Below are 22373 nucleotides of genomic sequence, written 5' to 3'. Positions count from 1 at the left end.
GCGGCGGCGTTCCCTCCACCATGGACGGGAACGCCGCCGCTGCCGTTGCGAGGGGCGCCGCGGAGGTCCGCGGACACGGGCAGGCCTGGCGGCAGGAGATGGCGAACGGCACGCGACACCCGCCGATTCGTGGACGGCACGCCGCGCTGGGGTGGTCCTGTCGTCCGTAGGCTCTAGCCATGGACGGTCAGGCCCAGCATCCCGATACCGACGCGGACCCCGCCCAGGCGGTTCCAGCCGAGGCGGTTCCGGCCGAGGCTGACTCGACCTCAACCGCGACCTCAACCGCGGCCGACTCACCGGTAGTCGCCTCCGACGCGGCGGCCGACGCGACCTCCGACCCGGCGGCCGGCTCGGCTGCGGCTGCGGCCACCGGGCAGGAGACTCCTGCGGGCGGCGGCACGCGGCCGCGGGAAAGCCCACCGCTCGGCGGCAGAATGCACTACCTGCTCGGCGGCACGCTCCCGCCGCGGTACAACGACTGGGTCTCGCACGACCTCACCGGGTCGGGGTGGCGGCTGCGCCAGGCGCTGCGGCCCTTCGTCCTCATGCTCCCCTTCGCGGTGGTGTTCGCCCTGCTGCCCGGCCAGCTCAGCGTCCGGATCACCATCGTCGTGTTCCTGCTGCTCTCCGGCGTCGGGCTGGGTCTCGCCACCAGCGGCTACTTCCGCAACCGCAGACTGGAGCAGCACGGTTTCCCACCCGTCTTTCCCCCCACGGAGTGAAAGGCTCAGTGAGCCTTTTCCATCGTCGGCTCCGACCTGCCGCGACAGCGCCCGACAAGTGTGAGATGGAAAAGGCTCAGTGCTGGTCCAGGTACTCATGGGTGGTGTCGTACGGGGCACCGAGGTCGGTCACGCCGCCGGCGTTGACGGCGACGACCCGGTCCGCGCCGCGCACCGTTGACGTCCGGTGTGCCACCACGAGCACGGCCCGGCCGGCCGTCGCCGCGACGAGAGCGGCCTCCACCAGCCTCTCCGTGCCCGGGTCCAGGCCGGAGGTCGCCTCGTCGAGCACGACGACGTCCGCGTCGAGCAGGCAGACCCGGGCCAGCGCGACCAGCTGCCGCTCACCGGCGGACAGCAGCGAGCCGCCCTCCCCCACCGGCGTGGCCAGACCGTCGGGAAGGCCGGCCAGCCAGTTGCCGGCTCCGACCGCCGCCAGCGCCGCGGCCAGCTCGTCGTCGGTCGCACGGGGCCGCACCGCCCGCAGGTTGTGCGCGAGGGTGCCGGCGGTGAGCTGGCCGTCCTGGGCGACCATCACGACCCGCGAGCGCAGCGCCGGCCAGGTCGCCTCCCGGACGTCCACCCCGGCGTAGCTGACCCGGCCGGCCGTGGGGTCGAACAGCCGGGCCATCAGCTTCGCGAGGGTCGACTTGCCGGCACCGGTCGGCCCGACGAGCGCCACCCGCTCCCCGGGCCGCAGTGTCAGGTCCACTCCCCGCAGGACGTCCGGCCTGCCGTCGCCGTAGCGGAAGCCGACTCCTTCGGCGGCGAGCGGGCCGGTGCGCACCAGCTCCCGGGAGCCCTCCGGGACGTCCACCGGCTCGTCGAGCAGTGCGTAGATCTTTCGCAGCGCGGCGGCCGCCGACTCAAGGACGGTGACCAGGAAGCTCAGCGACTGCACCGGCTCAAAGGCGAGCAGCAGGTAGAGCACGAACGCGCTGAGGGTGCCGATGGTCACCGCGTCCCGCGCGGCCAGCGCGCCGCCGGCGGCCAGCACCGCGGCGATGCTGCCCACGGTGGCGAACTCCATGGCGGCGAGGTAGAAGGACTGGACGCGCACAGCGGTGACGTTGGCGTCGAGCTGCCTCCGGCTGCGCGCCAGCAACAGCTCGGTCGTGCCGGCCTCCTGGCGGAACGCCCGCACCACCCGCAGCCCGGCGAGCCGCTCGGTCAGCGCGGCCACCGTGTCGGCGACGCGGTCGCGGACCGCGGCGAACGCCGCGCGGGAGGCACGGCGGAACCACACCGTAGCCGCGACCAACGCGGCCGCGGGCAGCAGGCAGACCAGCGCGAGCTGCCAGGACAGGGCCACCAGCACGACGGCCAGGAACGTGAGCGTGAGCACCGCCTGCGCGAACGGCACGATGCCGAGCTGGACGACGTCCTGCAGTGCGTCGATGTCGGCGGTCAGGCGCGACACCAGCACCCCGGCCGGTGTGCGGTCGAAGTAACGCACCGACATCGCCAGCACGTGGTCGGCGGCCCGGCTGCGCAGCTCGCGTACCAACCATTCGCCGATCCAGCCGACCAGCCTGACCTGCACTCGGGCCAGCGCCAGGCCGGCGACCGCCAGGCCCAGGTAGAGCAGGCCGGCGCGGGTGACCACGCCGGTGTCGGGATGGTCGCCGACCAGCCCGTTGTCGACGGCGTAGCGCAGGATCCACGGACCCGCCAGCGACGTGGCCGTGGTCGCGACGAGCAGCAGCGCGGCCAGCGCGACCGCCGCCCAGCGCGGCCGCAGCACCGCCAGGGTCCGCACCGCGAGACCGCCGCCTGCGGTGGACGTCACGGCGTCACCGAGACGGCGCGATCCGCGTCGCCAGGGTGCGCCCCGCCAGGGTGCGCCCCCGCCCCGCCGGGATGCGTGCCGCCAGGGTGCGCGGCCAGCACCTGGCGGTAGCGCGGAGATCGTGCAAGCAGGTCGTCGTGGGTACCGAGGTCCGCCACCCGGCCGCCGTCGAGCAGCACGACCCGGTCGGCGAGAGCGATCACCGCGGGCTGGTGCGCGACGATCAGCGTCGTGCGGCCCTGGATCACCGCCGCCAGGGATGCGACGATCTCGGCCTCCTTCGCCGGGTCCACCGCGCTGGTCGGCGAGTCCAGCAGAAGCACCGGCGGGTCCGCGACCAGCGCGCGAGCCAGTGACAGCCGTTGGCGCTGGCCACCGGACAGGTCGAGTCCGCGTTCACCGACGGCCGCGTCGTAGCCGCCGGGACGCCCCGCCACCACGTCCTGTGCCCCGGCGAGCCGGACGGCGACCCGCAGCCGCGTGTCGTCGGCCTCGGGCGCGCCGAAGCGGAGGTTGTCGCGGACCGTCCCGCTGAACAGGAAGGCGTCCTCGAAGCCGACGCCGAGCTGGGCACGCAGTTCGGCGAGGGGCCACTGCCGGACATCACGCCCGCCGACGAGGATCCGGCCGGCATCGACCTCGTAGAACCGCGGCACCAGGGCCCCGAGCGTGGTCTTGCCGCTGCCCGTCGCCCCGACCACGGCGACGCACTCGCCGGCCCGCACCACAAGGTCGAGATCCCGCAGGACGGGACGTCCCGGGCCGTAGCCGAACGTCACGCCCTCGAAGCGGACCTCCAGCCCACCCGCCGCCCGCCCGGTCGAGCGGGTGAGGCCGCCCCCGGCCGGTCCGGTCGCCGTCGACCTCGCCGCCGCCGTCGCCGCCGGCTGCCGCGGCGACGCTTCCTGCCGCTCGTCGAGGACCGCGGCCACCAGGCCGGCCGAGACCACCGCGCGCTTGAGCTGGGACGCGGTCATCCCGGCTATCCGCAGCGGGCCGACGATCACCAGCCCGAAGTAGCTGAACTGGACCAGCTCGCCGACCGTCAGGGACCCGTGCGCGACCCGCAGCCCACCGATCCACAGCACGCCGACCAGCCCGAACGCGGGCAGCAGCTCGATCAGGGGCTGATAGGTGGCGCGCACCGTGTTCAGCCGCAGCGCCGCCCGCTGCACCTCCCCGGCCCGCTCGTGGATGCGGCGCCGCTCGTCGTTCTCGGTGCCCAGGCCCTTCGTGGTGCGCACGCCGGCGATCGATTCCTCCACGGTGCTGGCGAGCCGGCCAAGCCTGGTCTGCAGGTCCAGCGCGCGCGGCCCCAGCCGCCGGGTGAACCGGACGGCGACCGCGAACACCGCGACCGCCGGCGCCAGGGCGATCGCCGCCAGCACCGGATCGATCGAGGCCAGCAGGACCGCGGCCCCGACGAGCATCACCAGGTTCGAGACCATGATCGCAATATTGATCACGGGCTGCTGAGCCTGCTGCAGGTCGGTCGTCGCCCGGGCGACCAGGACCCCGCCGGGATGCCGATCGTGGAAGGCCGCCGGCAGCCTCACCACCCGGGCCAGCAGGCGGTCGCGCAGGTCGGCCTCCACCACGAAGGCCAGGCACTGCCCGTAGTAGCGACGCAGCCCGGCGAAGCCTGCGCCGACCACCGCCAGCCCGGCGAACAGCATTACCCCGAGCCACAGTCGGCTCGTGTCACCACCGAGCACTCCGGCGTCGATGGTCCACGTCACGAGCGGGGGCGCGGCGAGCTTCGTGCCCGTCCAGACCAGGCCGGCACCGATCCCGGCGGCCAGCAGCCTCCGGTGGCGGCCCACCGCCGCGACGATCAGCGGCAGCCCCGGCCCGCCACGCGCTGCCCGCGCGGCCAAGGCTCGTGCGGCCCAAGCTCGTATGGTCACAGCTCGGTGGTGTCCGGCGTCCCGCCTCCGGCGGATGTGGCGGCGGCAGCCAGCGCGGCCGGTACCGGTGCGACGTCGTCCCGCTGGGCCGCCTCGCCGCGGTCACGCCGGGCCACCTCCGCGCGTACCAGCGGCAGCAGGTCACGACCGTAGTCGATCGCGTCGTCCAACGGGTCGTAGCCGCGGATCAGCAGCGTCGTGACGCCGATGTCGACGTAGTCGAGCAGGGCCGCGGCCACCGTCTCCGGCGTGCCGACCAGGGCCGTGGAGTTCCCGCCGCCGCCGACCGCGGCGGCAAGCGGCGTCCACAGCGCCCGGTCGTGCAGCTCGCCCTTGGCCGCGGCGGCGAGCAGCCGTTGCGAGCCGACGTTCTGGGGCGCGTCGCGGTTGCCGGTGAAGCCGCGGAACTCCTTGAAGTACCGGGCCGCCTTCCCGACGTTCGCCCTGGTCGAGGCAAGGATCTGGTGGGCCCGCTCCCAGGCCAGCTCCTCGGTCGCGCCGAGGATCGGCCGGAACGACACGCTTATGCGCGGCGGCGTGTCGCGGCCGGCGGCAGCGGCGGCGGCGTTGACAGCGGCGATCTGCTGGGCGGTTTCGGCGAGCGGCTCCCCCCACAGCGCGAAGACGTCCGCGTGCCGGCCGCCGACCCGGTAGGCCGCCTCGGACGAGCCGCCGAAGTAGATCGGCAGATGCGGCTGCTGCACCGGCAGCACCCCGGCCAGCTGGTCCTCAAGCTGGTAGTAACGCCCGTGGTGGGAGAAGGGCTCGGTCGCGGTCCAGGTCCGGCGGACGATCTCCAGGTACTCGTCGGTGCGCGCGTAGCGCTCGTCCTTGCTCAGGTAGTCGCCGTCGCGCCGCTGCTCGGCGTCGCTGCCGCCGGTGATGACGTGGATCGCCACCCGGCCGGCGGAGAAGTGGTCGAGCGACGCGAAGTACCGCGCGGCGACGGTGGGGAACACGACCCCGGGCCGATGCGCGACCAGGTAGCCGAGCCGCTCGGTGTGCGCCGCAGCATAGGCGGCGACCTGCAGGTTGTCGACCGAGCCGCTGCTGTAGCCGATGAGCACGCGGTCGAAGCCGGCGTCCTCGTGGGCGACGGCGAACCGCCGGGTGTAGTCGCGGTCCACGACCGGTCCGGGGGTGAGGCTGCTCGCCTCGGAGCCGGGACGGGTGGCGATCAGGCCGATGAACTCGACCGGCATGGTGGCACCTTTCTCCGCACGGGTGACCGGTTGACTGCACTGCGACGAAGGAGTGCCGCTCGGGGCAACCCCCGAACCTCACCCTCTATGTCGATCGACTAAGTGGACTTGAGACACGCTGTCCGAACGAAAGGGGCTTGTCAACATAAAAACAAGCAGTTACGGAACTAACACATACGAGCAGGTGGCGCCGGGTGCATGCCGCGTCGAACGCGCACGACCCGACCCGACAGCACGGGCCGACCCGACAGCACGAGCTGCCATGCTCGTCACCGACGCCCCCTGCGGATGAGGCCAGACGGCGCCGCGGAGTCAGACGGCGCCGTGAGGTCAGACCGCGCCGTGAGGTCAGACCGCGCCGTAGAGGCGGTCACCGGCGTCGCCGAGGCCGGGCACGATGTACGCGACGTCGTTCAGCTCCTCGTCCACCGCGGCCGTGACGATGCGGACGTCGAGACCACTCCGTTCGAGCGCGGCGACGCCTTCGGGCGCGGCGACGGCCGAGACCACCACGATGCCGGTGGCGCCCCGGGCCGTGAGCAGCCGCAGCGCGTGCAGCGCCGATCCGCCCGTCGCCAGCATCGGGTCGAGCATGAAGACCGGCCGCCCGGCCAGGTCGGCCGGCACCGACTCCAGGTAGACCCTGGGCTCGAACGTCGTCTCGTCCCGGGCGAGCCCGATGAAAGCCGTGCGGGCGTCCGGCATGACCGTGAGCGCCGCCGGCAGCATGCCCAGACCGGCCCGCAGCACCGGGGCCACCACCGGCTCGGCGGCGAGCACCACACCGGTGGTGGTGGTCAGCGGCGTGGTCACCGAGACCGGCATGGTCGGCAGGCCGCGAGCGGCCTCGTAGACCAGCATCATCGCCAGGTCGTGCAGGGCGGCGCGGAACTGGGGACGTGCCGTCCGCTCGTCGCGCATCACGGTGAGTGCCGCGGCTGCCAGCGGGTGGTCGACGACCTGTACCTGCACGGTTGGCTCCTGCCGGGAGACTTCTGGGTTCCGGTTTTTCGATGAGCGATGATGCCAGGTATGCCGACGGACCCCACCGTTCCGGATCGTCCCGCGTCGGGCGACGACGCGACGCCACCTCCGGCCGCCCTTCGCCGCGCCGACCTCGCGAAGATCATCGATCACACGCTGCTGCGCCCGGAGGCGACCGGCGAGGAGATCGTCAACCTGTGCACGGATGCGGCGAAGCTCGGGGTCGGCACCGTCTGCGTCGCGCCGACCCACGTGTACCTGGCCGCCGCGAGCGCAAGGCAGGCGGGCAAGGACGACGAGCCTTCGTTCGCCGTGGCCTCCGTCGTGGGCTTCCCACACGGAACGGGCCTCACGGTGATCAAGGCCGAGGAGGCCCGCCGAGCGGTCGCCGACGGAGCCACCGAGATCGACATGGTCATCGACATCGCGAACGCCATGGATGAGAACTGGCGCGCCATCGAGACCGAGATCACCGAGGTGCGGCTGTCGGTGCCGCCGCATGTGATCCTCAAGGTGATCCTGGAGACCGCGTTGCTGCCCGACGAGTGCATCGCGGCCGCCTGCCGCGCCGCCGAGAGCGGCGGGGCAGAGTACGTGAAGACCTCGACCGGTTTCCACCCCGCCGGCGGGGCGTCGCTGCGCGCAGTCCGGGCGATGGTGGCGGCGGTCGGAGGCCGGCTGGGCGTGAAGGCGTCCGGGGGCATCCGCACCGCGCCGCAGGCACTGGCGTTCCTCGAGGCCGGGGCCACCCGCCTCGGGCTCTCGGCGACCAAGGACATTCTGGCCGACATCCCGGTCTGAGCTGACCAGCTGACCGGCTGGCCGGTGATCCCGGTGATCCCGGTGATCCCGGCGTCAGGCCGGTCTGATCCGGACGCCAGGCCGGCCGGCTGCAACCCCGCCGGCGACAGCCGGCTCGGGCGTTACGCTGGTCCGGAGGTTCACGCCCGCCACCATTGCGAGGAGGTGCGCCATCACCGCCGAGATGATCGCCCCTGCCTGGATGCACCAGCAGATCACCGCCGACCAGTACGACTCCTGGTCCCCGGAGCAGTGCGCGGGCATCGAGATCGTGGACGGGATGATCGTCGTGAGCCCCAGCGCGTCCAAACGCCACAACCGGCTGATCAAGATCCTCGCCGTCGCCCTGGAAGCCGCGGCCGGGCCGGGCTGGAACGCCGACTTCGACTTCGACGTCCGACTTCAGGACGTGCCGCTGACGAACCGGCGCCCCGATGTCACCGTCTACCGCGCCGACACGATCGACGTCATGCCGGCCCGCCCCGAGCACATCCTGCTCGTCGTCGAGGTCGTCTCGCCCGGCTCGGAGACGACCGACCGGATCGTCAAGGCCGAGCAGTACGCGAAGGCCGGTATCTCCTACTACTGGCGGGTCGAGCAGCCGCCCGCCGGAGTCCCCGTCGTCTGCACCCACGTCCTCGACCCGGCGAGTCGGACCTACCACGCCGGTGAGGTCTTCACGGGCGTCGTCGACGCCGTCGCACCGTTCCCGGTCAGGATCGACCTGACCCGGCTCTGACGCAGTCTCCGCGCAGCTGACACGGGTGCCGGGCTGGCACCGGCGCCGGGGCCCTGAGCGCCGAGGGTATCCCGAGCTTCGGGCTGTGGCTGCTGCCGGGCAAGAGTTGAGGATCGTGGTCGTTCTCGCAACCAAAATCCTCAACTCTTGCGGATTGCAAGGTGGCTCCGCACCCTTTTTGTCGCTCTTGATATGAATTGCTGGCGCTGCGCGATGGCGCGGGATCCCCGGTGGGTGGCCCCGGGTAGCCGGTGGCCGTGCGGCGAGTGGACACGGATCGCCAGCCCAACACCGGTGGTCCCGGATCCGCCGTGTCTCGGGATTTCGCTACACGATCTCTGGCCTCTGGTGACCAGAATCCTCAAGCCTTGCTCGGCAGCAGCAGCCCGGAGATCATGATCTTGCTACGGGCTCTGGGACGACGAAAGCCCTCCGCTTTTCGGACAGGCTGGGCCCCCGATGCGCGGGAGGGGCTTTTGGCCGCACCTAAAGCGCTGCCGTTGCGCTAAAGCCGCTAAAGCCGCAGCAGTGCCTGGATGTCGTCGCGCAGCGCCGCGAGTTCGGACTCTGCCCGCCGCCGGGCGGCGGGCAGCCCCATGGCCGCGACGTCCGCCGGGCCCACCACGGTCTGCAGATAGAGCTTGAGCTTGGGTTCCGTCCCGCTCGGGCGGGCGACGACGCGGGCGGCGCCGGCCAGGTGAAGGATCAGGACGTCGGCGGCCGGCAGGCTTTCGCCGGCCGGGCCGGCAGCTCCAGTACCTCCGGCGGACCCGGCACCTCCAGCGGACCCGGCACCTCCAGCGGACCCGGTGGGTCCGCCGAGCAGGTCGCGTACCGCGCTGACCGCCCGGCCGCCGAGGTGCGACGGCGGCGACGCACGCAGAGCGCCCATCGCCGCGTCGATCGCGGCGAGGTCGGTGAAACGGGCGGAGACCTGACCGGTGGCGAAGACGCCCACCTCGCGGCACAGGTCGTCCAGTACGTCGAGTAGCGTCCGGCCGGCGCGCTTCGCGCGGAGCGCGGCGTGTGCCAGGGCGAGGGCGGCGGTGATGCCGTCCTTGTCCCGGACCAGGTCGGGCGCGACGGCGTAGCCCAAGGCCTCCTCGTAGCCGAACACCAGGCGCGGATCCGCCCGCATGATCCACTTGAAGCCGGTCAGTGTCTCCGCGCAGGGCACTCCGTACCGGCGCGCCAGCTCCCGCAGCGCCGACGAGCTGACGATGGTGGTGGCGACCGGTCCGGGCCGCTCCCGCAGCACCTGCTCGGCGAGCAGCAGGCCGACCTCGTCTCCGGTGAGGATCCGGCGGCCGACCGCGGCGGCGCAGCGATCGGCGTCCGGGTCGTTCGCCAGCACCAGATCGGCCCCGAGGCGCTCACCGAGTGCGAGGACCGCGTCCAGGGCCCCGGGCTCCTCCGGGTTCGGGAACGGCACCGTCGGGAAGGCCGGATCGGGTTCCCGCTGGTCGGCGACGGCGACGGGGGCAGCCAGACCGGCCCGGCGGAACACCGCGTCGACCACGTCCGCCCCACCCCGTGCAGCGGCGTGTAGGCGACGCACAGCGGCGGCGGGCCGCCCACCACATCCGGCGCACCAGCGTTACGGGCCGCACCAGCGCCATGGGCAGAACCAGCGCCGCGGGCAGCACCAGCAGCACCAGCAGCACCGGCAGCACCGGCAGCACCAGCCGGACCGGCGCCAACCTCGCCGACCGCGGTCACCGCACCCTCGACGTACGCGGCGACGATCGAGTCGTCCAGGCTGTGCCAGTGGTCGGCGAGAGGGATGTCCACCGCCGGGCCGACAGCCGCGATCGCGCGTTCGATCTCGGCGTCGGCTGGTGCGACGAGCTGGGCACCATGCCCGGGATCGCCGGCGCCGGTTCCCCTGCCGGCAGGTCCCCCGTCGGCGGATCCCCCGCTGCGCGCTCCTCCGCCGAATCCGGCCAGATACACCTTGTAGCCGTTGTCGGCGGCCGGATTGTGGCTGGCCGTGATGACGATTCCGGCGTCGGCGGCGAGGTGGCGGACCGCGAAGGCGACCACGGGTGTGGGCGTGGGTGCCGGTAGCAGCAGCGCCCGCGCCCCGGCACCGGCCAGCACCCGCGCGGCGTCGAGCGCGAACCGGTCGCTCCGCCGGCGCGCGTCGTAGCCGATGACCACCGTCGGGTCCACCCCGCCGGCCCGGCCGCGCAGCCACTGCGCGAGGCCGGCCGTGGTCCGGCGCACCACGGCGGTGTTCATACCGGCGGGCCCGGGCCGCAGCGGCCCGCGCAGCCCGGCGGTGCCGAAGGCCAGCGGGCCGGCGAAGCAGCCGGAAACCGTTTCGACGTCCCCCGCGGCGATCAGCCGGGCAAGTTCCGCCCGGTCGTCCGGGTCGGGGTCGCCGCGCAGCCAGGAGGCGACCTGCGCCGCCAGCGATCCGGGCAGGCCCGGCACGCCGGGCAGGCCGGGCAGGCTGGGTGGTCCGTGCGGCTCGCGGTTCAACGCGCCTTCACAACGCCACGGCAGGGGACGTCACAGCAGCGGGGCATCACAGCGACGGGACGATCTTCGCGAGGATCGAGCCCATCCGCTCGGCCGCGGCGGCACCCGCGGCAAGCACCTCGGTGTGGCTCAGCGGCGTGCCGGTCATCCCCGCGGCCAGGTTCGACACCAGGGACAGCGCCAGCACCTCCAGCCCGAGGGCACGAGCCGCGATCGTCTCGTGCACCGTGGACATTCCGACGAGATCGGCGCCGAGGCCGCGCAGCATGCGGATCTCCGCCGGTGTCTCGTAGTGGGGGCCGGGCAGCGCGGCGTAGACACCTTCGGCCAGGCCGGGCTCGATGGTGCGCGCGAGCGAGCGCAGCCGCGGCGAATAGGCGTCGGTGAGGTCGGTGAACAGCGGGCCTACCAGCGGGGAGCGCCCGGTCAGGTTGAGATGGTCGGCGATCAGCACCGGCTGGCCGACGTACATGTCCGACCGCAACCCACCGGCCGCGTTCGTCAGGATCACGGTGCGGGCACCCGCGGCGCGCGCGGTGCGGACGGTGTGCACGACCCGGGTGAGGTCATGGCCCTCATAGGGGTGCACCCGGCCGAGGAAGACCAGCAGCCACTTTCCGCCGACCTGGATGGAGCGGACCTTCGGCGTGTGCCCGGACACCTCCGACACCGGAAAGCCGCCCAGGTCGGAGAAGGGGATGTCGATGACGTCCCCGCCGGCGCGCGCCAGGACGTCGGCGGCGGGCCGCCAGCCCGACCCCAGCACGATTGCCACGTCATGCCGATCCACCCCGGTGACACCGGCCAGCCGGGCGGCCGAGGCCTCGGCCTCCGCCCCTGGTTGACCGCCGATGCTGCCACGTTCCGCCACCAGGCGACTGTACGGGCACGCTCCGACCACACCGGGGTGGCCCAAGCACGCCACGACGTGGCGTACGCGGAGCACACTGGAAGGGTGGCGCTCGTGTCCGCTGTCCGCAAGCCCCCGCGGGTCCCTCTGGAAGAGGGCGAGTTCATCGAGGTCGTGCTCCGTGGCCGGATGACCGATCCCGCAGGTGGCGGGCGTGTCGTCGCGAAGGCCGAGCGTTTCATGGGGCATCGGCTCGGAATGTCGCGCTGGATTCTGCTGACGACGCGGCGGCTTCTCGTGGTCGCGCCGTTCCCCCGCGAAGGTGACTGGTTCGACGTCTCGCTCGATCGGCGCGATGTGTCCGCCTCCCGCGGTCTGCGCCACGGCGAGGTGATCGTGGTGGAGCTCACAACGCCCAGCGGGCGTCAGATCCTGCGAATCCCGAACCGGATGCGCGCCGAGGCGGCGCGATTCATCCGCGCCCTGCGCCGCTGAGGCCGCCGCGCGGCCGATCAACGGGCGTCCTTCCGATAGGGTCGCCGGCAGGCATCACGTATCTCGAGATACAGGATTCCTCTGATTCGTGGTGTCGTGACAGCGGCACCAGTGACAGCGGCACGCAGTGATACAGGACGGATGGCAATGTCGACAGCCTCCAGCACGCCCGGAACGCACAGCACGGCGATGCGTACCCATCTGTGCGGCGATCTGCGGCTGGACAATGCCGGCCAGCGGGTCACGGTGTGCGGGTGGGTCGCCCACCGACGCCAGCACGGCCAGTCGCTGATGTTCGTCGACCTGCGGGACCATTCCGGGCTGCTGCAGTGCGTCGTCGACGGCTCGGTCGACGCCCGCTCCGAGTACGTCCTGCGGATCACCGGTACCGTTTCCGTCCGGCCCGAGGGCACCGCCAACCCGGCGCTGGCGACGGGCGACGTCGAGCTGACGGACTGTTCGGTCGAGGTGCTCTCCACCGCGACGCCGCCGCCGTTCCCGCTCGACGATCGGGCCGACTCCGTCGAGGAGGGCACCCGGCTCGCCTACCGCTACCTCGACCTTCGCCGCGAGCGGATGCAGCGCAACCTGCGCACCCGCTCGGCCGTGCTCGGCGCCCTGCGCTCCGCGTTCGCCGACAGCGGCTTCGTCGAGGTGGAGACGCCGCTGCTGATGCCGTCGACGCCGGAGGGCGCCCGCGAGTTCGTGGTCCCGTCCCGGCAGTTCCCGGGCAGCTTCTACGCCCTGCCGCAGTCGCCCCAGCTGTTCAAGCAGCTGCTGATGGTCGGCGGAATGGACCGGTACTTCCAGCTTGCCCGCTGCCTGCGGGACGAGGACCTGCGCGCCGACCGCCAGTACGAGTTCACCCAGCTCGACCTGGAGATGAGCTTCGTCGACGTGGACGATGTCCTGGGTGTGGTCTCCTCGGCCGTGCTGGCCGCGGCCGGGGCCGCCGTCGAGGGCTCCGGGCGGGCGATGCCCCCGATCGAGCGGCTGACCTGGCACGATGCCATGAATCGGTTCGGTGTCGACAAGCCGGACCTGCGTTTCGGGATGGAGCTCGTCGAGCTCACCGCGATCTTCGGGAACAGTGGTTTCAAGGCCTTCGCGGGTGCTCCCGCGGTCAAGGGCATCCGGGTGCCCGGCGGGTCGGCCACCCACAACCGCAAGGCGCTCGACACGCTGACCGACCGCGCCAAGAAGCTGGGCGCGAAGGGCCTGGTGTGGATGCGGGTCGCCGCCGCCGGCGCGCTGGAGTCTCCGGTCGCCAAGTTCCTCTCCGCCGAGGAGCTCGCCGCGATCGTCGCCGCGACGCAGGCCCAGGAAGGCGACCTGCTCCTGCTCGTCGCGGACGAGTGGGAGACGGCCTGCGAGGTGCTGGGCCAGCTGCGCAACGACCTGGGGCGCCCGCCCGCGGGCGAGGGTGAGCTGCGCTTCGTCTGGGTCGTGGACTTCCCGCTGTTCGTCGGCGTGGACGCGACCACCGGGCGGCCGAAGCCCGGGCATCACCCGTTCACCCGGCCGCATCCCAGCGATGTGGAGAAGATGGAGTCGGACCCGCTGGCCGTCCGAAGCCTTGCCTACGACCTGGTCCTGAACGGGTGGGAGCTGGGTTCGGGGTCGATCCGGATCCACGAGAGCGAGCTGCAGCAGCGGATCTTCGGCCTGCTCGGCATCTCGCCCGACGAGGCGCAGCAGCGGTTCGGGTTCTTCCTGACCCCGTTCGGGTACGGCGCGCCGCCGCACGGCGGTTTCGCGTTCGGTATCGACCGCCTCGTCGCGATCCTCGCGGGCGAGGACAACATCCGCGAGGTCATCGCCTTCCCGAAGACCCAGTCCGGGCTGGACCCGATGACGGGCGCTCCGACCACCGTCGATGAGCGGCAGCTACGGGAGCTCGGCATCCGGGTGGTGGCGCCACCGGTCGTGGCATCGCCCCGCCCCGCAGCCGCCTCCTGACGCCGGCGGAGCCGGCACGCCACTCCCCCACCCCGCCCCACGGCTCCCGACACGGCTGCGCGGATCCATCATGTCGTCGCGCAAAAAGGGCGATTGGTTTGAAAGTTGTTCTATACAAGCCGCGAAATGCAACCTTAATATGACTCCGAGTTGGAGCTGATCCGGGAACTGGCGTGCGCGCCTCCGGCGCCGGCCAACAAAAGTGGCCCCTCCGCCTTCCTCGGCGGGGATACGACCGCGCGGTCTGGGTAACCAGCCCGGAGAGCTCGCTGCCCGAGTTCCGGGTTCGCCCACCGGCGTGCCCGCTCACCCGGAGGAGCCGCGGTGCACATTCCCTTCACATCGTCGCCGAGTTCCAGCCTGGGAATCGAGTGGGAGCTGGAACTCGTCGACCTGCAGAGCCGCCACCTGCGTTGCGGCGCGACCGAGATCCTTGAGGACCTGCGCGCGAAGGTCGGCGAAGAAGCCGCGGCGAAGGCGAAGCACGAACTCTTCGAGTCCACGATCGAAGTGATCACCGGGGTCTGCGCAACCGTACCGGAGGCGCTCGCGGACCTGAGCGGAACCGTCGACCCGCTGCGTGACCTCGCAGAACGACGTGGTCTTGGCCTGATGTGCTCCGGAACTCATCCGTTCAGCGACTACACGACGCAACGGATTACCACCGACGAGCGGTACAGCCGCCTGGTGGAGCAGATGCAGTGGCTGGCCCGACGGCTGCTCATCTTCGGGGTGCATGTGCACGTGGGCGTCCGCTCGCCGGCGAAGGCGATGCCGATCGTGAATGCGCTAATGTCGTACATTCCACATTTTCTGGCCCTCTCAGCGTCATCACCGTACTGGAAGGGCACGCACACCGGGCTCGCGTCATCACGGTCCCAGATCTTCGAAAGCCTGCCGACTGCCGGCCTGCCGTATCCGCTGCATGACTGGGCCGCCTTCGAGCAGTTCATGGAAACCCTCGTCTCGTCCGGCACGATCGAGACGATCCGTGAGGTGTGGTGGGATATCCGCCCGCATCCGAACTTCGGCACGGTGGAGCTGCGTATCTGCGACGGCCTGCCGACCCTGCTGGAGATCGGGGCGGTCGCGGCCCTGGCCCAGTGCCTCATCGACCGGATGAACACCCAGCTCGACCGGGGTTACATGCTGCCCGCGCCGCACCGTTGGGTCGTGCAGGAGAACAAGTGGCGGGCCGCCCGCTACGGGCTCGACGCCGAGATCGTCGTGGACGACCACGGTGCGGTCCGCCCGGTGCGCACCGAGATCGAGGACCTTGTCGATGACCTTCTCCCGGTGGCCCGCCGGCTCGGCTGTGCCGAGGAGCTGCGTAACGTTCACCGGATCCTGACGGATGGTGCCAGCCACGCCCGGCAGGAGGCCGCGGCCCGGCGGGCCGGCGGGGACCTCACCGCCGTGGTGGATACGCTGCTGGCGGAGATGAACATGGGTTGGCCAGTGACCCCCGGGTAGCTGGCCGGAGAACTCGGCGGAGGGCCTGGCCCGGTAGATGACATCGGACATGACACACGGGACCGCTGCGGCGATGGCGCCCGCCGCGGCGGTCTGGCTGGCGGAGCACGAGGATGACCTGATCCGGCTGCGCCGTGATCTACACGCCCACCCCGAGCTCGGCCGCCAGGAGCACCGCACGACCAGTGTCGTCGAGGAACGCCTGCACGCCGCGGGGTTGAGCCCGCAGCGCTTCCCCGACGTTCCGGGCCTGTGGTGCGACATCGGCCTGGGGGTGGACGCGGACGCCCCGGTCGTGATGCTGCGGGCCGACCTGGACGCGCTGCCCCTGTCCGACGTCAAGGACGTGCCGTACCGGTCAACGGTGCCCGGCGTCGCCCACGCGTGCGGCCACGACGTGCACACGACGGTCACCCTCGGGGCGGGCCTCGCCCTCGCCGCCTACGCCCGGACACACCCGCTGCCCGGTACCGTCCGCCTGCTCTTCCAGCCGGCGGAGGAGACCGTGCCCGGCGGCGCGCTGGATGTGATCGACGCCGGCGTCCTCAAGCCGGTGACCGCCGCGATCACCATGCACTGCGACCCGGCGCTCGACGCGGGCACGATCGGGCTGCGCTCCGGCCCGATCACCTCGGCCGCGGATGCGGTGGAGATCACACTGGCGGGGCCGGGCGGCCACACCTCACGCCCCCAGAACACGGTGGATCTGGTCTACACGCTGGCCCGGCTCGCCGTCGACCTGCCCGCCGCGCTCTCCCGGCGGGTCGATCCCCGTTCAGCGTTGTCGCTGGTCTGGGGCCAGGTCCAGGCCGGCACGGTCGCCAACGCCATCCCGCGCACCGGCAAGCTGCGCGGGACGATCCGCACGCTGTCCCGCGAGACCTGGGATGCGACCCCCGAGCTGCTCGAGCGGCTCGCCGAACAGATCGTCGCGCCCTACAGGGCGCAGATCGCCATCGACTACGTCCGCGGGGTGCCCCCGGTGGTCAACAACGCCGCCGTCATCGACGCGTTCGGCGCGGTCGTTGACGCGGTGTTCGGGCACGAGGCGGCGACGTCGGTCGCCCAGTCGCTGGGCGGTGAGGACTTCGGCTGGTATCTCACCCATGTGCCCGGCGCCCTCGCCCGGCTCGGCACCCGCACCCCCGGTGGCACCACCTACGATCTGCACCAGGGCAGCTTCGACGTGGACGAGCAGGCCATCGGCGTCGGTGTGCGATTTCTCTCCACCGCGGCGTGCGAGCTGCTCGACCGCTACGCCGACCCGGCGAGCATTGACGGGCCTCCCGCCTGAGCGAGCCCCGGGCCCGCCGAGACGGGCCCGGGCCGGTGCCCGCCGCGCGTCAGGCGATCGGGCGGTTCCGCAGCTCGAGGACGTATTCGGACGGCGCGCCCGCCTTCTCCGCGGCATCGGCGATCTTGTCGACGTGGTTGCGTGACGGCAGCCCGCCCTCGTAGGCGTTCAGAACGTACGTCCAGGCCAGGCTCTCACCGTCCAGAGTTGACACCCGTACCCGGATCCGGGTGTAGAGGCCGGTGTCCGCCCCCTCCCAGACATCGAGACGCTCCAGATCGTAACGATCGAGGTCGTAGAGGAGCACGTACACGTGGGAGCCCGGCGCCTCGACGATGGTGGAGAGCGCGCCATCCCAGCCGACGCTCTCACCGCCGAAGGTCAGGCGCCAACCCCTGATCCACCCGGTACCGATCACCGGGGAGTGCGGCGCACGTTCCTTCATGTGCGTCGGATCGAGGTTGCTCGCGTAGGCGGCGTACTTCGTCATCGTCGGAGTCTTCCGATCTCCCCGCCAGGTGTGTTCACGCGGGGTGCTGCCACGCCGGGAGTGGCCGCCGGCGTCACGGGGTGTGGGTCACGGGATGAACCGACGTCACATCAGGTCGTCCGACGTCGGTGGAGATACTACGGAGCCGACCGAACCGGAACGAGAGGGACGTCGGAAGAGGGGCAAACTAGAGGGGTACCGCGAGCTCAGGGAGGACCTCACGTGACGCGAATCGTCATCCTCGGCGGCGGGCCGGGGGGCTACGAGGCAGCCCTGGTCGCCGCCTCGCTAGGCGCCACGGTGACCGTGATCGACTCCGACGGCATCGGCGGCGCCTGTGTCCTGACCGACTGCGTTCCGTCCAAGGCACTCATCGCGACCTCGGAGACGATGACGAACTTCGCGATGGCACCGGCGCTCGGGGTCCGTCCGCATGCCGATCCCGGTGTCGCGGTCGGCAGCTGGGAGCTGACCGGGCGGCCGCACCTCACCCCGCCCGACGTGGTGTCGGTGGATCCCGAGCAGGTCAACGAGCGGGTGCGGGCGCTGGCCCTGGCGCAGTCCGCCGACATCCGCCACCACCTCGAGCGCGAGCACGTCCACGTGGTGCACAGCACCGGGCGGCTGGTCGGCCCGCACGCCGTCGAGACCGCGGACGGTGAGACCTTCGTCGGCGACGTCGTGCTGGTCGCGACCGGTGCCTCCCCCCGCGAGGTCCCCGGATGCGAGCCGGACGGCGAGCGCATCCTCACCTGGCGCCACCTGTACGACCTGAAGGAGATCCCGGAGCACCTGGTGGTCGTGGGCTCCGGGGTGACCGGCGCCGAGTTCGCGAGCGCCTACCGCGCGCTGGGCGCGGAGGTGACTCTCGTCTCCTCCCGCGAGCGGGTGCTGCCCGGTGAGGACTCCGACGCCGCCCGCGTGATCGAGGACGTCTTCGTCCGCCGTGGCATCCAGGTGCTCAACCGCTCCCGGGCCGCATCCGTGCGGCGGATCGGTGACGGTGTGCTCGTCGAGCTGACCGACGGCAGGGCCGTGACCGGCAGCCACGCCCTGATGGCGGTGGGCTCGGTGCCGCGGACGAAGAGCCTCGGGCTCACCGAGGTCGGCGTGCGCCTCGGCTCGGGTGGCCACATCGTGGTCGACCGCATGTCGCGGACGTCGGTTCCCGGCGTGTACGCGGCCGGTGACTGCACCGGGGTGCTCCCCCTGGCCTCGGTGGCGGCCATGCAGGGGCGCATCGCGATGTGGCACGCGCTGGGCGAGGCGGTCACCCCGCTGCGGCTGGGCACCGTCTCCTCGAACATCTTCACCGAGCCCGAGATCGCCACGGTGGGCGTGACGCAGCGGATGAAGGACTCCGGCGCGATCGCCGCCGAGGTCACCACGGTGCCACTGGCCCGCAATCCCCGGGCGAAGATGATGGGGATATCGGATGGTTTCGTGAAGTTGTTCTGTCGGCCCGGAAGTGGCAGCGTGCTCGGTGGCGTCATCGTCGCTCCGCGTGCAAGTGAACTAATCCTCTCAATTTCCATCGCGGTCGAGAACGGTCTCACCGTGGACCAGATCGCACACACCTTCTCGATCTATCCCTCCTTGTCCGGTTCCATCACCGAGGCGGCCCGGGTCCTGCGGCCTCGCGACCTGTTCGCCGGGTTCGACACCCCCGCCTGAACAGGCCTCTCACTCCGGCGCAGGCCGGATAATGGGCGCATGAAAGGCGTCTTCGTCGGCCTGACGACGCTTGATTCGGTCTACCTCGTGGACCGACTGCCAGCCGCCGACGAGAAGTGTGTGGCCCGGGATTTCGCCATGAATGCGGGTGGCCCCGCGACGAACGCGGCGGTGACGTTCGCCTACCTCGGCGGGCGCCCCTGCCTGGTGAGCGCGATCGGCACCTCCCCCGCGGCCGCGCTGGTACACGCGGATCTCGCCCGCCACCGGATCCGCCACCTCGAGCTGGTCCCCGAGCAGACCGCCGGCGACCCGGCCGGCGGGGCGGGCGGAGCCGGCCAGCACGTGGGCCAGCTTCCAACGCCGCACCTGCCGGTCGGGAGCCGGGCGAGCGGCCTGCGGTCCCAGTACGGCCCGACGGCGGCCGCCGCGGCCGTACTGCGCGGCAAGGCCTCGGGCCATCCCGGTGCCGGCGGGAACGGAGGCCTGGTCGGTCCCGGCCAGGCGGGCGCCGTCGGGCACGGCGCCGTCGCCGGTCACGGCGGTGTTCATGGTGGTGTTCACGGCGGTGGCGCAGCGGCCGGGGTGATCGGCGGCGGCCCGGCGGGGGCGAACCCCGCGGCGGGCTACGGGGCCGGGGCCCGGGAAGCTCGTTCGCTCTGCCGATGTCGGCGGTCATGGTCACCTCCGTGACCGGCGAGCGCGCGGTGGCCTCGACGCACGGGATGGTGCCGCGATGCACGGCGAACACCGCTGCCGCGGCCGCCGTCGCCGACGCTGACGTCGTGCTCGTCGACGGCCACCAGGTGGACGCCGCGATCGGCCTGCTCCGGTCGCTACGGCGCGGCGGGCCGCCGGTCCTGCTCGACGGGGGAAGCTGGAAGCCGGGCACCGAGCGGATCCTGCCGCTGGTCGACGTCGTGATCTGCTCCACCGCGTTCCGACCGCCCGGCTTCGACCCCGGCGCGGACATCCTGGACCTGCTGTTGCACTACGGCCCCTTCTTCGTCGCCGTCACGGACGGCCCGGGCCCGATTCGCTGGGCGACGAAGGACCGGCGCGGCTACGTGCTGCCACCCGTCGTCACCGCCCGGGACACCCTGGGCGCGGGCGACATCTTCCACGGCGCCTTCGCCTGGATGATGGCCCACGGCGCGATCGCGACCGACGAGCTGGTCTCCTCGCTCGGCGAGGCGTCCCGGGTCGCGGCCCGCTCCGTGCAGACCTTCGGCCCGCGGAGCTGGATGACCTGACGCCCGTCCGTGACCGGCCTGGTCTGGATGTCCGGCCGAGCGTGAGATGGTTGCGGCTATGGCTGATGACCCGGTCCGTGGTGCCGTCGCGGGCCCGGACGGTGCGCTGCGCTGCCCGTGGGCGCTGTCGACGCCGCTGTACACCGACTACCACGACACGGAGTGGGGCCGGCCGGTCCGGGACACCGTCGGCCTGTTCGAGCGGATCACGCTGGAGGCGTTCCAGTCCGGGCTGTCGTGGCTGACGATCCTGCGCAAGCGGCCGGCGTTCCGGGCGGCCTTCGCCGGGTTCGACCCCGCCGCCGTCGCGGCGTTCGACGAGCCGCGGGTCACGACGCTGCTCGCGGACGCCGGCATCGTCCGGAACCGTCGCAAGATCGAGGCGACGATCGCGAACGCCCGCGCCGTGCTCGCGCTGGACGACCCGTTGGAGGACATCGTGTGGTCCTTCGCCCCGTCGTCACCCACGGCGGTTCCCCGGACGCTCGCCGAGGTCCCGGCGGTGACCACGGAGTCGAAGGCGCTGGCCAAGGAGCTACGCGCGCGGGGCTTCGTCTTCCTCGGCCCGACCACCGCGTACGCGCTGATGCAGGCCTGCGGGCTGGTGGACGACCACCTCGCCGACTGCGTGGCGCGCGGCGCGGACGCCCGGCTGCCAGGCAAAACCTGAGGATCCCGGTCGCGGGAACGGCCAAGATCCTCAGATCCTGCGGACTCGCACTCGGTCAGGCTCCGGGTGCGCCCGGCGGGGTCAGCGCGTCGAAACCGGGCTTGATGACGTCGTTGATCAGCGCCAGGCGCTGGTCGAACGGCAGGAACGCCGACTTCATCGCGTTGATGGTCAGCCAGCTGATGTCCGACCAGCCGTACCCGAACGTCTCGACCAGGGCGGCGAACTCGCTGGACAGGGTGACACCGCTCATCAGCCGGTTGTCGGTGTTCACCGTCACCCGGAACCGCAGGTCGCGCAGCAGGCCGATCGGGTGGCGGTCCAGGCTCGGCGCCGCCCCCGTGTGCACGTTCGACGACGGGCACATCTCGAGCGGGACACGGACGTCCCGCACGAAGCTGGCCAGATCGCCCAGCGTCGCGTTGCCGTCGGGGTCGACCGTGATGTCGTCGACGATGCGCACGCCGTGCCCGAGCCGGTCGGCGTTGCACCACTGCAGCGCCTCCCAGATGGACGGGAGCCCGAAGGCCTCCCCGGCGTGGATCGTGAAGTGGCCGTTCGCGCGCTGCATGTACTGGAAGGCGTCGAGGTGCCGGGTCGGCGGGTTGCCCGCCTCCGCTCCGGCGATGTCGAAGCCGACCACGCCGGCCTCCCGCCAGCGCACGGCGAGCTCCGCGATCTCCAGCGAACGGGCCTGGTGACGCATCGCGGTCAGCAGCGCCCGGATGTGCAGACCGGTTCCGGCGGACCCGGTGCGGAAGCCGTCCAGCACGGCCTCGACGACGCCGTCGAGCGAGAGGCCCCTCTCACCGTGCAGCTCGGGGGCGAAGCGGACCTCCGCGTAGACGACACCGTCGGCGGCCAGGTCCTCGGCGCACTCACGCGCGACCCGGGCCAGCGCGTCCGCCGTCTGCATGACGCCCACCGTGTGGCTGAACGTCTCCAGGTAACGCACCAGGGACCCGGTGTGGGCGCCGCCGCGGAACCAGGTCCGGAGCTTGTCGACGTCCGTGGTCGGCAGGCCGCCGTAGCCCGTAGCGTCCGCCAGCTCGACGATGGTCTCGGGCCTCAGGCCGCCGTCCAGATGGTCGTGCAGCAGAACCTTGGGCGCCCGACGGATCTCGGATTCGGTGATCAGCCTGTCACCTCGCCACACGCTGCGGGAGCTCTGATCGGCCCCGTCGTGCCGTCACGCTACTACCGGCAGACATCGTCGACGGGGACGGTGGCGCGGCAACTCGCCAACCTGTCTCGGAACGTCGGATGAGGACAGATCGCGGCACCGGGCACATCTCGGTCGCCGGTCGACCCCACCACCGGTGGCTTAGGGCCGAAGGCATCCAACGCGCCACCGGTCAACCACCACCAATGGGAACAGTCGCGGCGCCGCTGTAGCATGGTCACGCTCCGCAGCACTCGATCAGCTCAGGTGAGGCAGCCGAACTCGACATCTCCTGAACCCCACATCCAATGCCAGCCGCACTGTACCGAGACGCCAGCACCCCGGAGACAACACACCCGAGCATCATCGCCGCCCGCCGGTGAGCTATGTGTGCCACGCCCGCACCGGGTCATCCGCTGACG

General features: G+C 71.9%; 18 protein-coding genes and 1 pseudogene. 11 read left to right on the top strand and 8 right to left on the bottom strand.

The features are described from left to right. The first annotated feature begins 179 nt into the window (after positions 1–179). Positions 180–725, top strand: a complete 546-nt coding sequence (locus FREUN1FDRAFT_RS46720) for a DUF5313 family protein (RefSeq protein ID WP_006543027.1) — start codon at positions 180–182, stop codon at positions 723–725. Between the two features lie 76 nt (positions 726–801). Here the strand turns inward: FREUN1FDRAFT_RS46720 and FREUN1FDRAFT_RS24955 are convergent, their stop codons facing one another. The 4 genes from FREUN1FDRAFT_RS24955 to upp all read right to left on the bottom strand — a co-directional run bounded on the left by FREUN1FDRAFT_RS24955 (position 802) and on the right by upp (position 6595). Further along, entirely contained in the window at positions 802–2514 is a 1713-nt protein-coding gene (locus tag FREUN1FDRAFT_RS24955; protein ID WP_035953391.1) for an ABC transporter ATP-binding protein, read from the bottom strand. Further along, entirely contained in the window at positions 2511–4421 is a 1911-nt protein-coding gene (locus FREUN1FDRAFT_RS24950; RefSeq protein WP_006543025.1) for an ABC transporter ATP-binding protein, read from the bottom strand. The genes FREUN1FDRAFT_RS24955 and FREUN1FDRAFT_RS24950 overlap by 4 nt, the downstream gene beginning before the upstream one ends. Then, positions 4418–5623 carry an LLM class flavin-dependent oxidoreductase gene (locus FREUN1FDRAFT_RS24945; RefSeq protein ID WP_006543024.1) on the bottom strand — a complete coding sequence of 402 codons (1206 nt, stop codon included), beginning with the start codon at positions 5621–5623 and terminating at the stop codon, positions 4418–4420. The genes FREUN1FDRAFT_RS24950 and FREUN1FDRAFT_RS24945 overlap by 4 nt, the downstream gene beginning before the upstream one ends. Before the next feature lie 348 nt (positions 5624–5971). Then, positions 5972–6595 carry a uracil phosphoribosyltransferase gene (upp, locus tag FREUN1FDRAFT_RS24940; RefSeq protein WP_006543023.1) on the bottom strand — a complete coding sequence of 208 codons (624 nt, stop codon included), beginning with the start codon at positions 6593–6595 and terminating at the stop codon, positions 5972–5974. A gap of 51 nt (positions 6596–6646) precedes the next feature. Between upp and deoC the strand changes: the two genes are divergently transcribed. Further along, positions 6647–7408 (top strand): deoxyribose-phosphate aldolase, encoded by a 762-nt coding sequence (gene deoC, locus FREUN1FDRAFT_RS24935; protein ID WP_006543022.1) that lies wholly within the window; start codon positions 6647–6649, stop codon positions 7406–7408. Positions 7409–7592: 184 nt separating this feature from the next. Continuing rightward, the gene (locus FREUN1FDRAFT_RS24930; protein ID WP_006543021.1) at positions 7593–8147 is read left to right on the top strand and encodes a Uma2 family endonuclease; all 555 of its coding nucleotides are present in this window, start codon (positions 7593–7595) and stop codon (positions 8145–8147) included. A 514-nt stretch (positions 8148–8661) separates the two neighbouring features. Here the strand turns inward: FREUN1FDRAFT_RS24930 and FREUN1FDRAFT_RS24925 are convergent. Together FREUN1FDRAFT_RS24925 and FREUN1FDRAFT_RS24920 are read right to left on the bottom strand one after the other, a co-directional pair. After that, positions 8662–10601 (bottom strand): annotated as a pseudogene (locus tag FREUN1FDRAFT_RS24925) (phospho-sugar mutase). Between the two features lie 76 nt (positions 10602–10677). Next, the gene (locus FREUN1FDRAFT_RS24920; RefSeq protein WP_050796020.1) at positions 10678–11502 is read right to left on the bottom strand and encodes a purine-nucleoside phosphorylase; all 825 of its coding nucleotides are present in this window, start codon (positions 11500–11502) and stop codon (positions 10678–10680) included. Positions 11503–11586: 84 nt separating this feature from the next. Between FREUN1FDRAFT_RS24920 and FREUN1FDRAFT_RS24915 the strand changes: the two genes are divergently transcribed. From FREUN1FDRAFT_RS24915 to FREUN1FDRAFT_RS24900, 4 genes are all read left to right on the top strand, one after another. Next, a complete protein-coding gene (locus FREUN1FDRAFT_RS24915) occupies positions 11587–11976 on the top strand; it encodes a hypothetical protein (protein WP_035953389.1) in 390 nt (129 codons plus the stop codon). A gap of 147 nt (positions 11977–12123) precedes the next feature. Continuing rightward, positions 12124–13935, top strand: coding sequence for an aspartate--tRNA ligase (gene aspS / locus FREUN1FDRAFT_RS24910; RefSeq protein ID WP_006543017.1), 1812 nt, complete (start codon positions 12124–12126; stop codon positions 13933–13935). 324 nt (positions 13936–14259) lie between these two features. Next, positions 14260–15408 carry a glutamate--cysteine ligase gene (locus FREUN1FDRAFT_RS24905; protein WP_006543016.1) on the top strand — a complete coding sequence of 383 codons (1149 nt, stop codon included), beginning with the start codon at positions 14260–14262 and terminating at the stop codon, positions 15406–15408. A 73-nt stretch (positions 15409–15481) separates the two neighbouring features. After that, positions 15482–16702, top strand: coding sequence for an amidohydrolase (locus tag FREUN1FDRAFT_RS24900; protein ID WP_006543015.1), 1221 nt, complete (start codon positions 15482–15484; stop codon positions 16700–16702). Between the two features lie 49 nt (positions 16703–16751). On the opposite strand, the gene FREUN1FDRAFT_RS24895 is transcribed toward FREUN1FDRAFT_RS24900, so the two are convergent. Further along, a complete protein-coding gene (locus tag FREUN1FDRAFT_RS24895; RefSeq protein WP_006543014.1) occupies positions 16752–17192 on the bottom strand; it encodes a gamma-glutamylcyclotransferase in 441 nt (146 codons plus the stop codon). A gap of 222 nt (positions 17193–17414) precedes the next feature. Here FREUN1FDRAFT_RS24895 and FREUN1FDRAFT_RS24890 point away from each other — a divergent pair, with 222 nt between their 5' ends. From FREUN1FDRAFT_RS24890 to FREUN1FDRAFT_RS24875, 4 genes are read left to right on the top strand one after another with little or no spacing between them, the layout of a single operon-like run. Beyond that, positions 17415–18866, top strand: a complete 1452-nt coding sequence (locus tag FREUN1FDRAFT_RS24890; RefSeq protein WP_006543013.1) for an NAD(P)H-quinone dehydrogenase — start codon at positions 17415–17417, stop codon at positions 18864–18866. 39 nt (positions 18867–18905) lie between these two features. Beyond that, positions 18906–19559: a PfkB family carbohydrate kinase gene (locus FREUN1FDRAFT_RS46715; protein ID WP_006543012.1), complete on the top strand. Its 654-nt coding sequence runs from the start codon at positions 18906–18908 to the stop codon at positions 19557–19559. Continuing rightward, positions 19544–20119 carry a PfkB family carbohydrate kinase gene (locus FREUN1FDRAFT_RS46710; RefSeq protein WP_006543011.1) on the top strand — a complete coding sequence of 192 codons (576 nt, stop codon included), beginning with the start codon at positions 19544–19546 and terminating at the stop codon, positions 20117–20119. The genes FREUN1FDRAFT_RS46715 and FREUN1FDRAFT_RS46710 overlap by 16 nt, the downstream gene beginning before the upstream one ends. A gap of 58 nt (positions 20120–20177) precedes the next feature. Further along, positions 20178–20789, top strand: a complete 612-nt coding sequence (locus FREUN1FDRAFT_RS24875) for a DNA-3-methyladenine glycosylase I (protein ID WP_035953388.1) — start codon at positions 20178–20180, stop codon at positions 20787–20789. A 55-nt stretch (positions 20790–20844) separates the two neighbouring features. Here the strand turns inward: FREUN1FDRAFT_RS24875 and FREUN1FDRAFT_RS24870 are convergent, their stop codons facing one another. After that, positions 20845–21945 carry an adenosine deaminase gene (locus tag FREUN1FDRAFT_RS24870; RefSeq protein WP_006543009.1) on the bottom strand — a complete coding sequence of 367 codons (1101 nt, stop codon included), beginning with the start codon at positions 21943–21945 and terminating at the stop codon, positions 20845–20847. Positions 21946–22373 lie beyond the last annotated feature (428 nt).

This window comes from Parafrankia sp. EUN1f, from assembly GCF_000177675.1.
GTDB lineage: Bacteria > Actinomycetota > Actinomycetes > Frankiales > Frankiaceae > Parafrankia.
This window is presented reverse-complemented; position numbering and strand designations above follow the sequence as displayed.

Bases quoted from the DNA above. Each gene is read 5' to 3' on its own strand.
- FREUN1FDRAFT_RS46715 (WP_006543012.1), top strand. From the start codon at position 18,906: ATGAAAGGCGTCTTCGTCGGCCTGACGACGCTTGATTCGGTCTACCTC.
- FREUN1FDRAFT_RS24900 (WP_006543015.1), top strand. From the start codon at position 15,482: ATGGCGCCCGCCGCGGCGGTCTGGCTGGCGGAGCACGAGGATGACCTG.
- aspS (WP_006543017.1), top strand. From the start codon at position 12,124: ATGTCGACAGCCTCCAGCACGCCCGGAACGCACAGCACGGCGATGCGT.
- FREUN1FDRAFT_RS24930 (WP_006543021.1), top strand. From the start codon at position 7,593: ATGATCGCCCCTGCCTGGATGCACCAGCAGATCACCGCCGACCAGTAC.
- deoC (WP_006543022.1), top strand. From the start codon at position 6,647: ATGCCAGGTATGCCGACGGACCCCACCGTTCCGGATCGTCCCGCGTCG.
- FREUN1FDRAFT_RS24895 (WP_006543014.1), bottom strand. From the start codon at position 17,192: ATGACGAAGTACGCCGCCTACGCGAGCAACCTCGATCCGACGCACATG.
- FREUN1FDRAFT_RS24945 (WP_006543024.1), bottom strand. From the start codon at position 5,623: ATGCCGGTCGAGTTCATCGGCCTGATCGCCACCCGTCCCGGCTCCGAG.
- FREUN1FDRAFT_RS46720 (WP_006543027.1), top strand. From the start codon at position 180: ATGGACGGTCAGGCCCAGCATCCCGATACCGACGCGGACCCCGCCCAG.
- FREUN1FDRAFT_RS24875 (WP_035953388.1), top strand. From the start codon at position 20,178: ATGGCTGATGACCCGGTCCGTGGTGCCGTCGCGGGCCCGGACGGTGCG.
- FREUN1FDRAFT_RS46710 (WP_006543011.1), top strand. From the start codon at position 19,544: ATGGTCACCTCCGTGACCGGCGAGCGCGCGGTGGCCTCGACGCACGGG.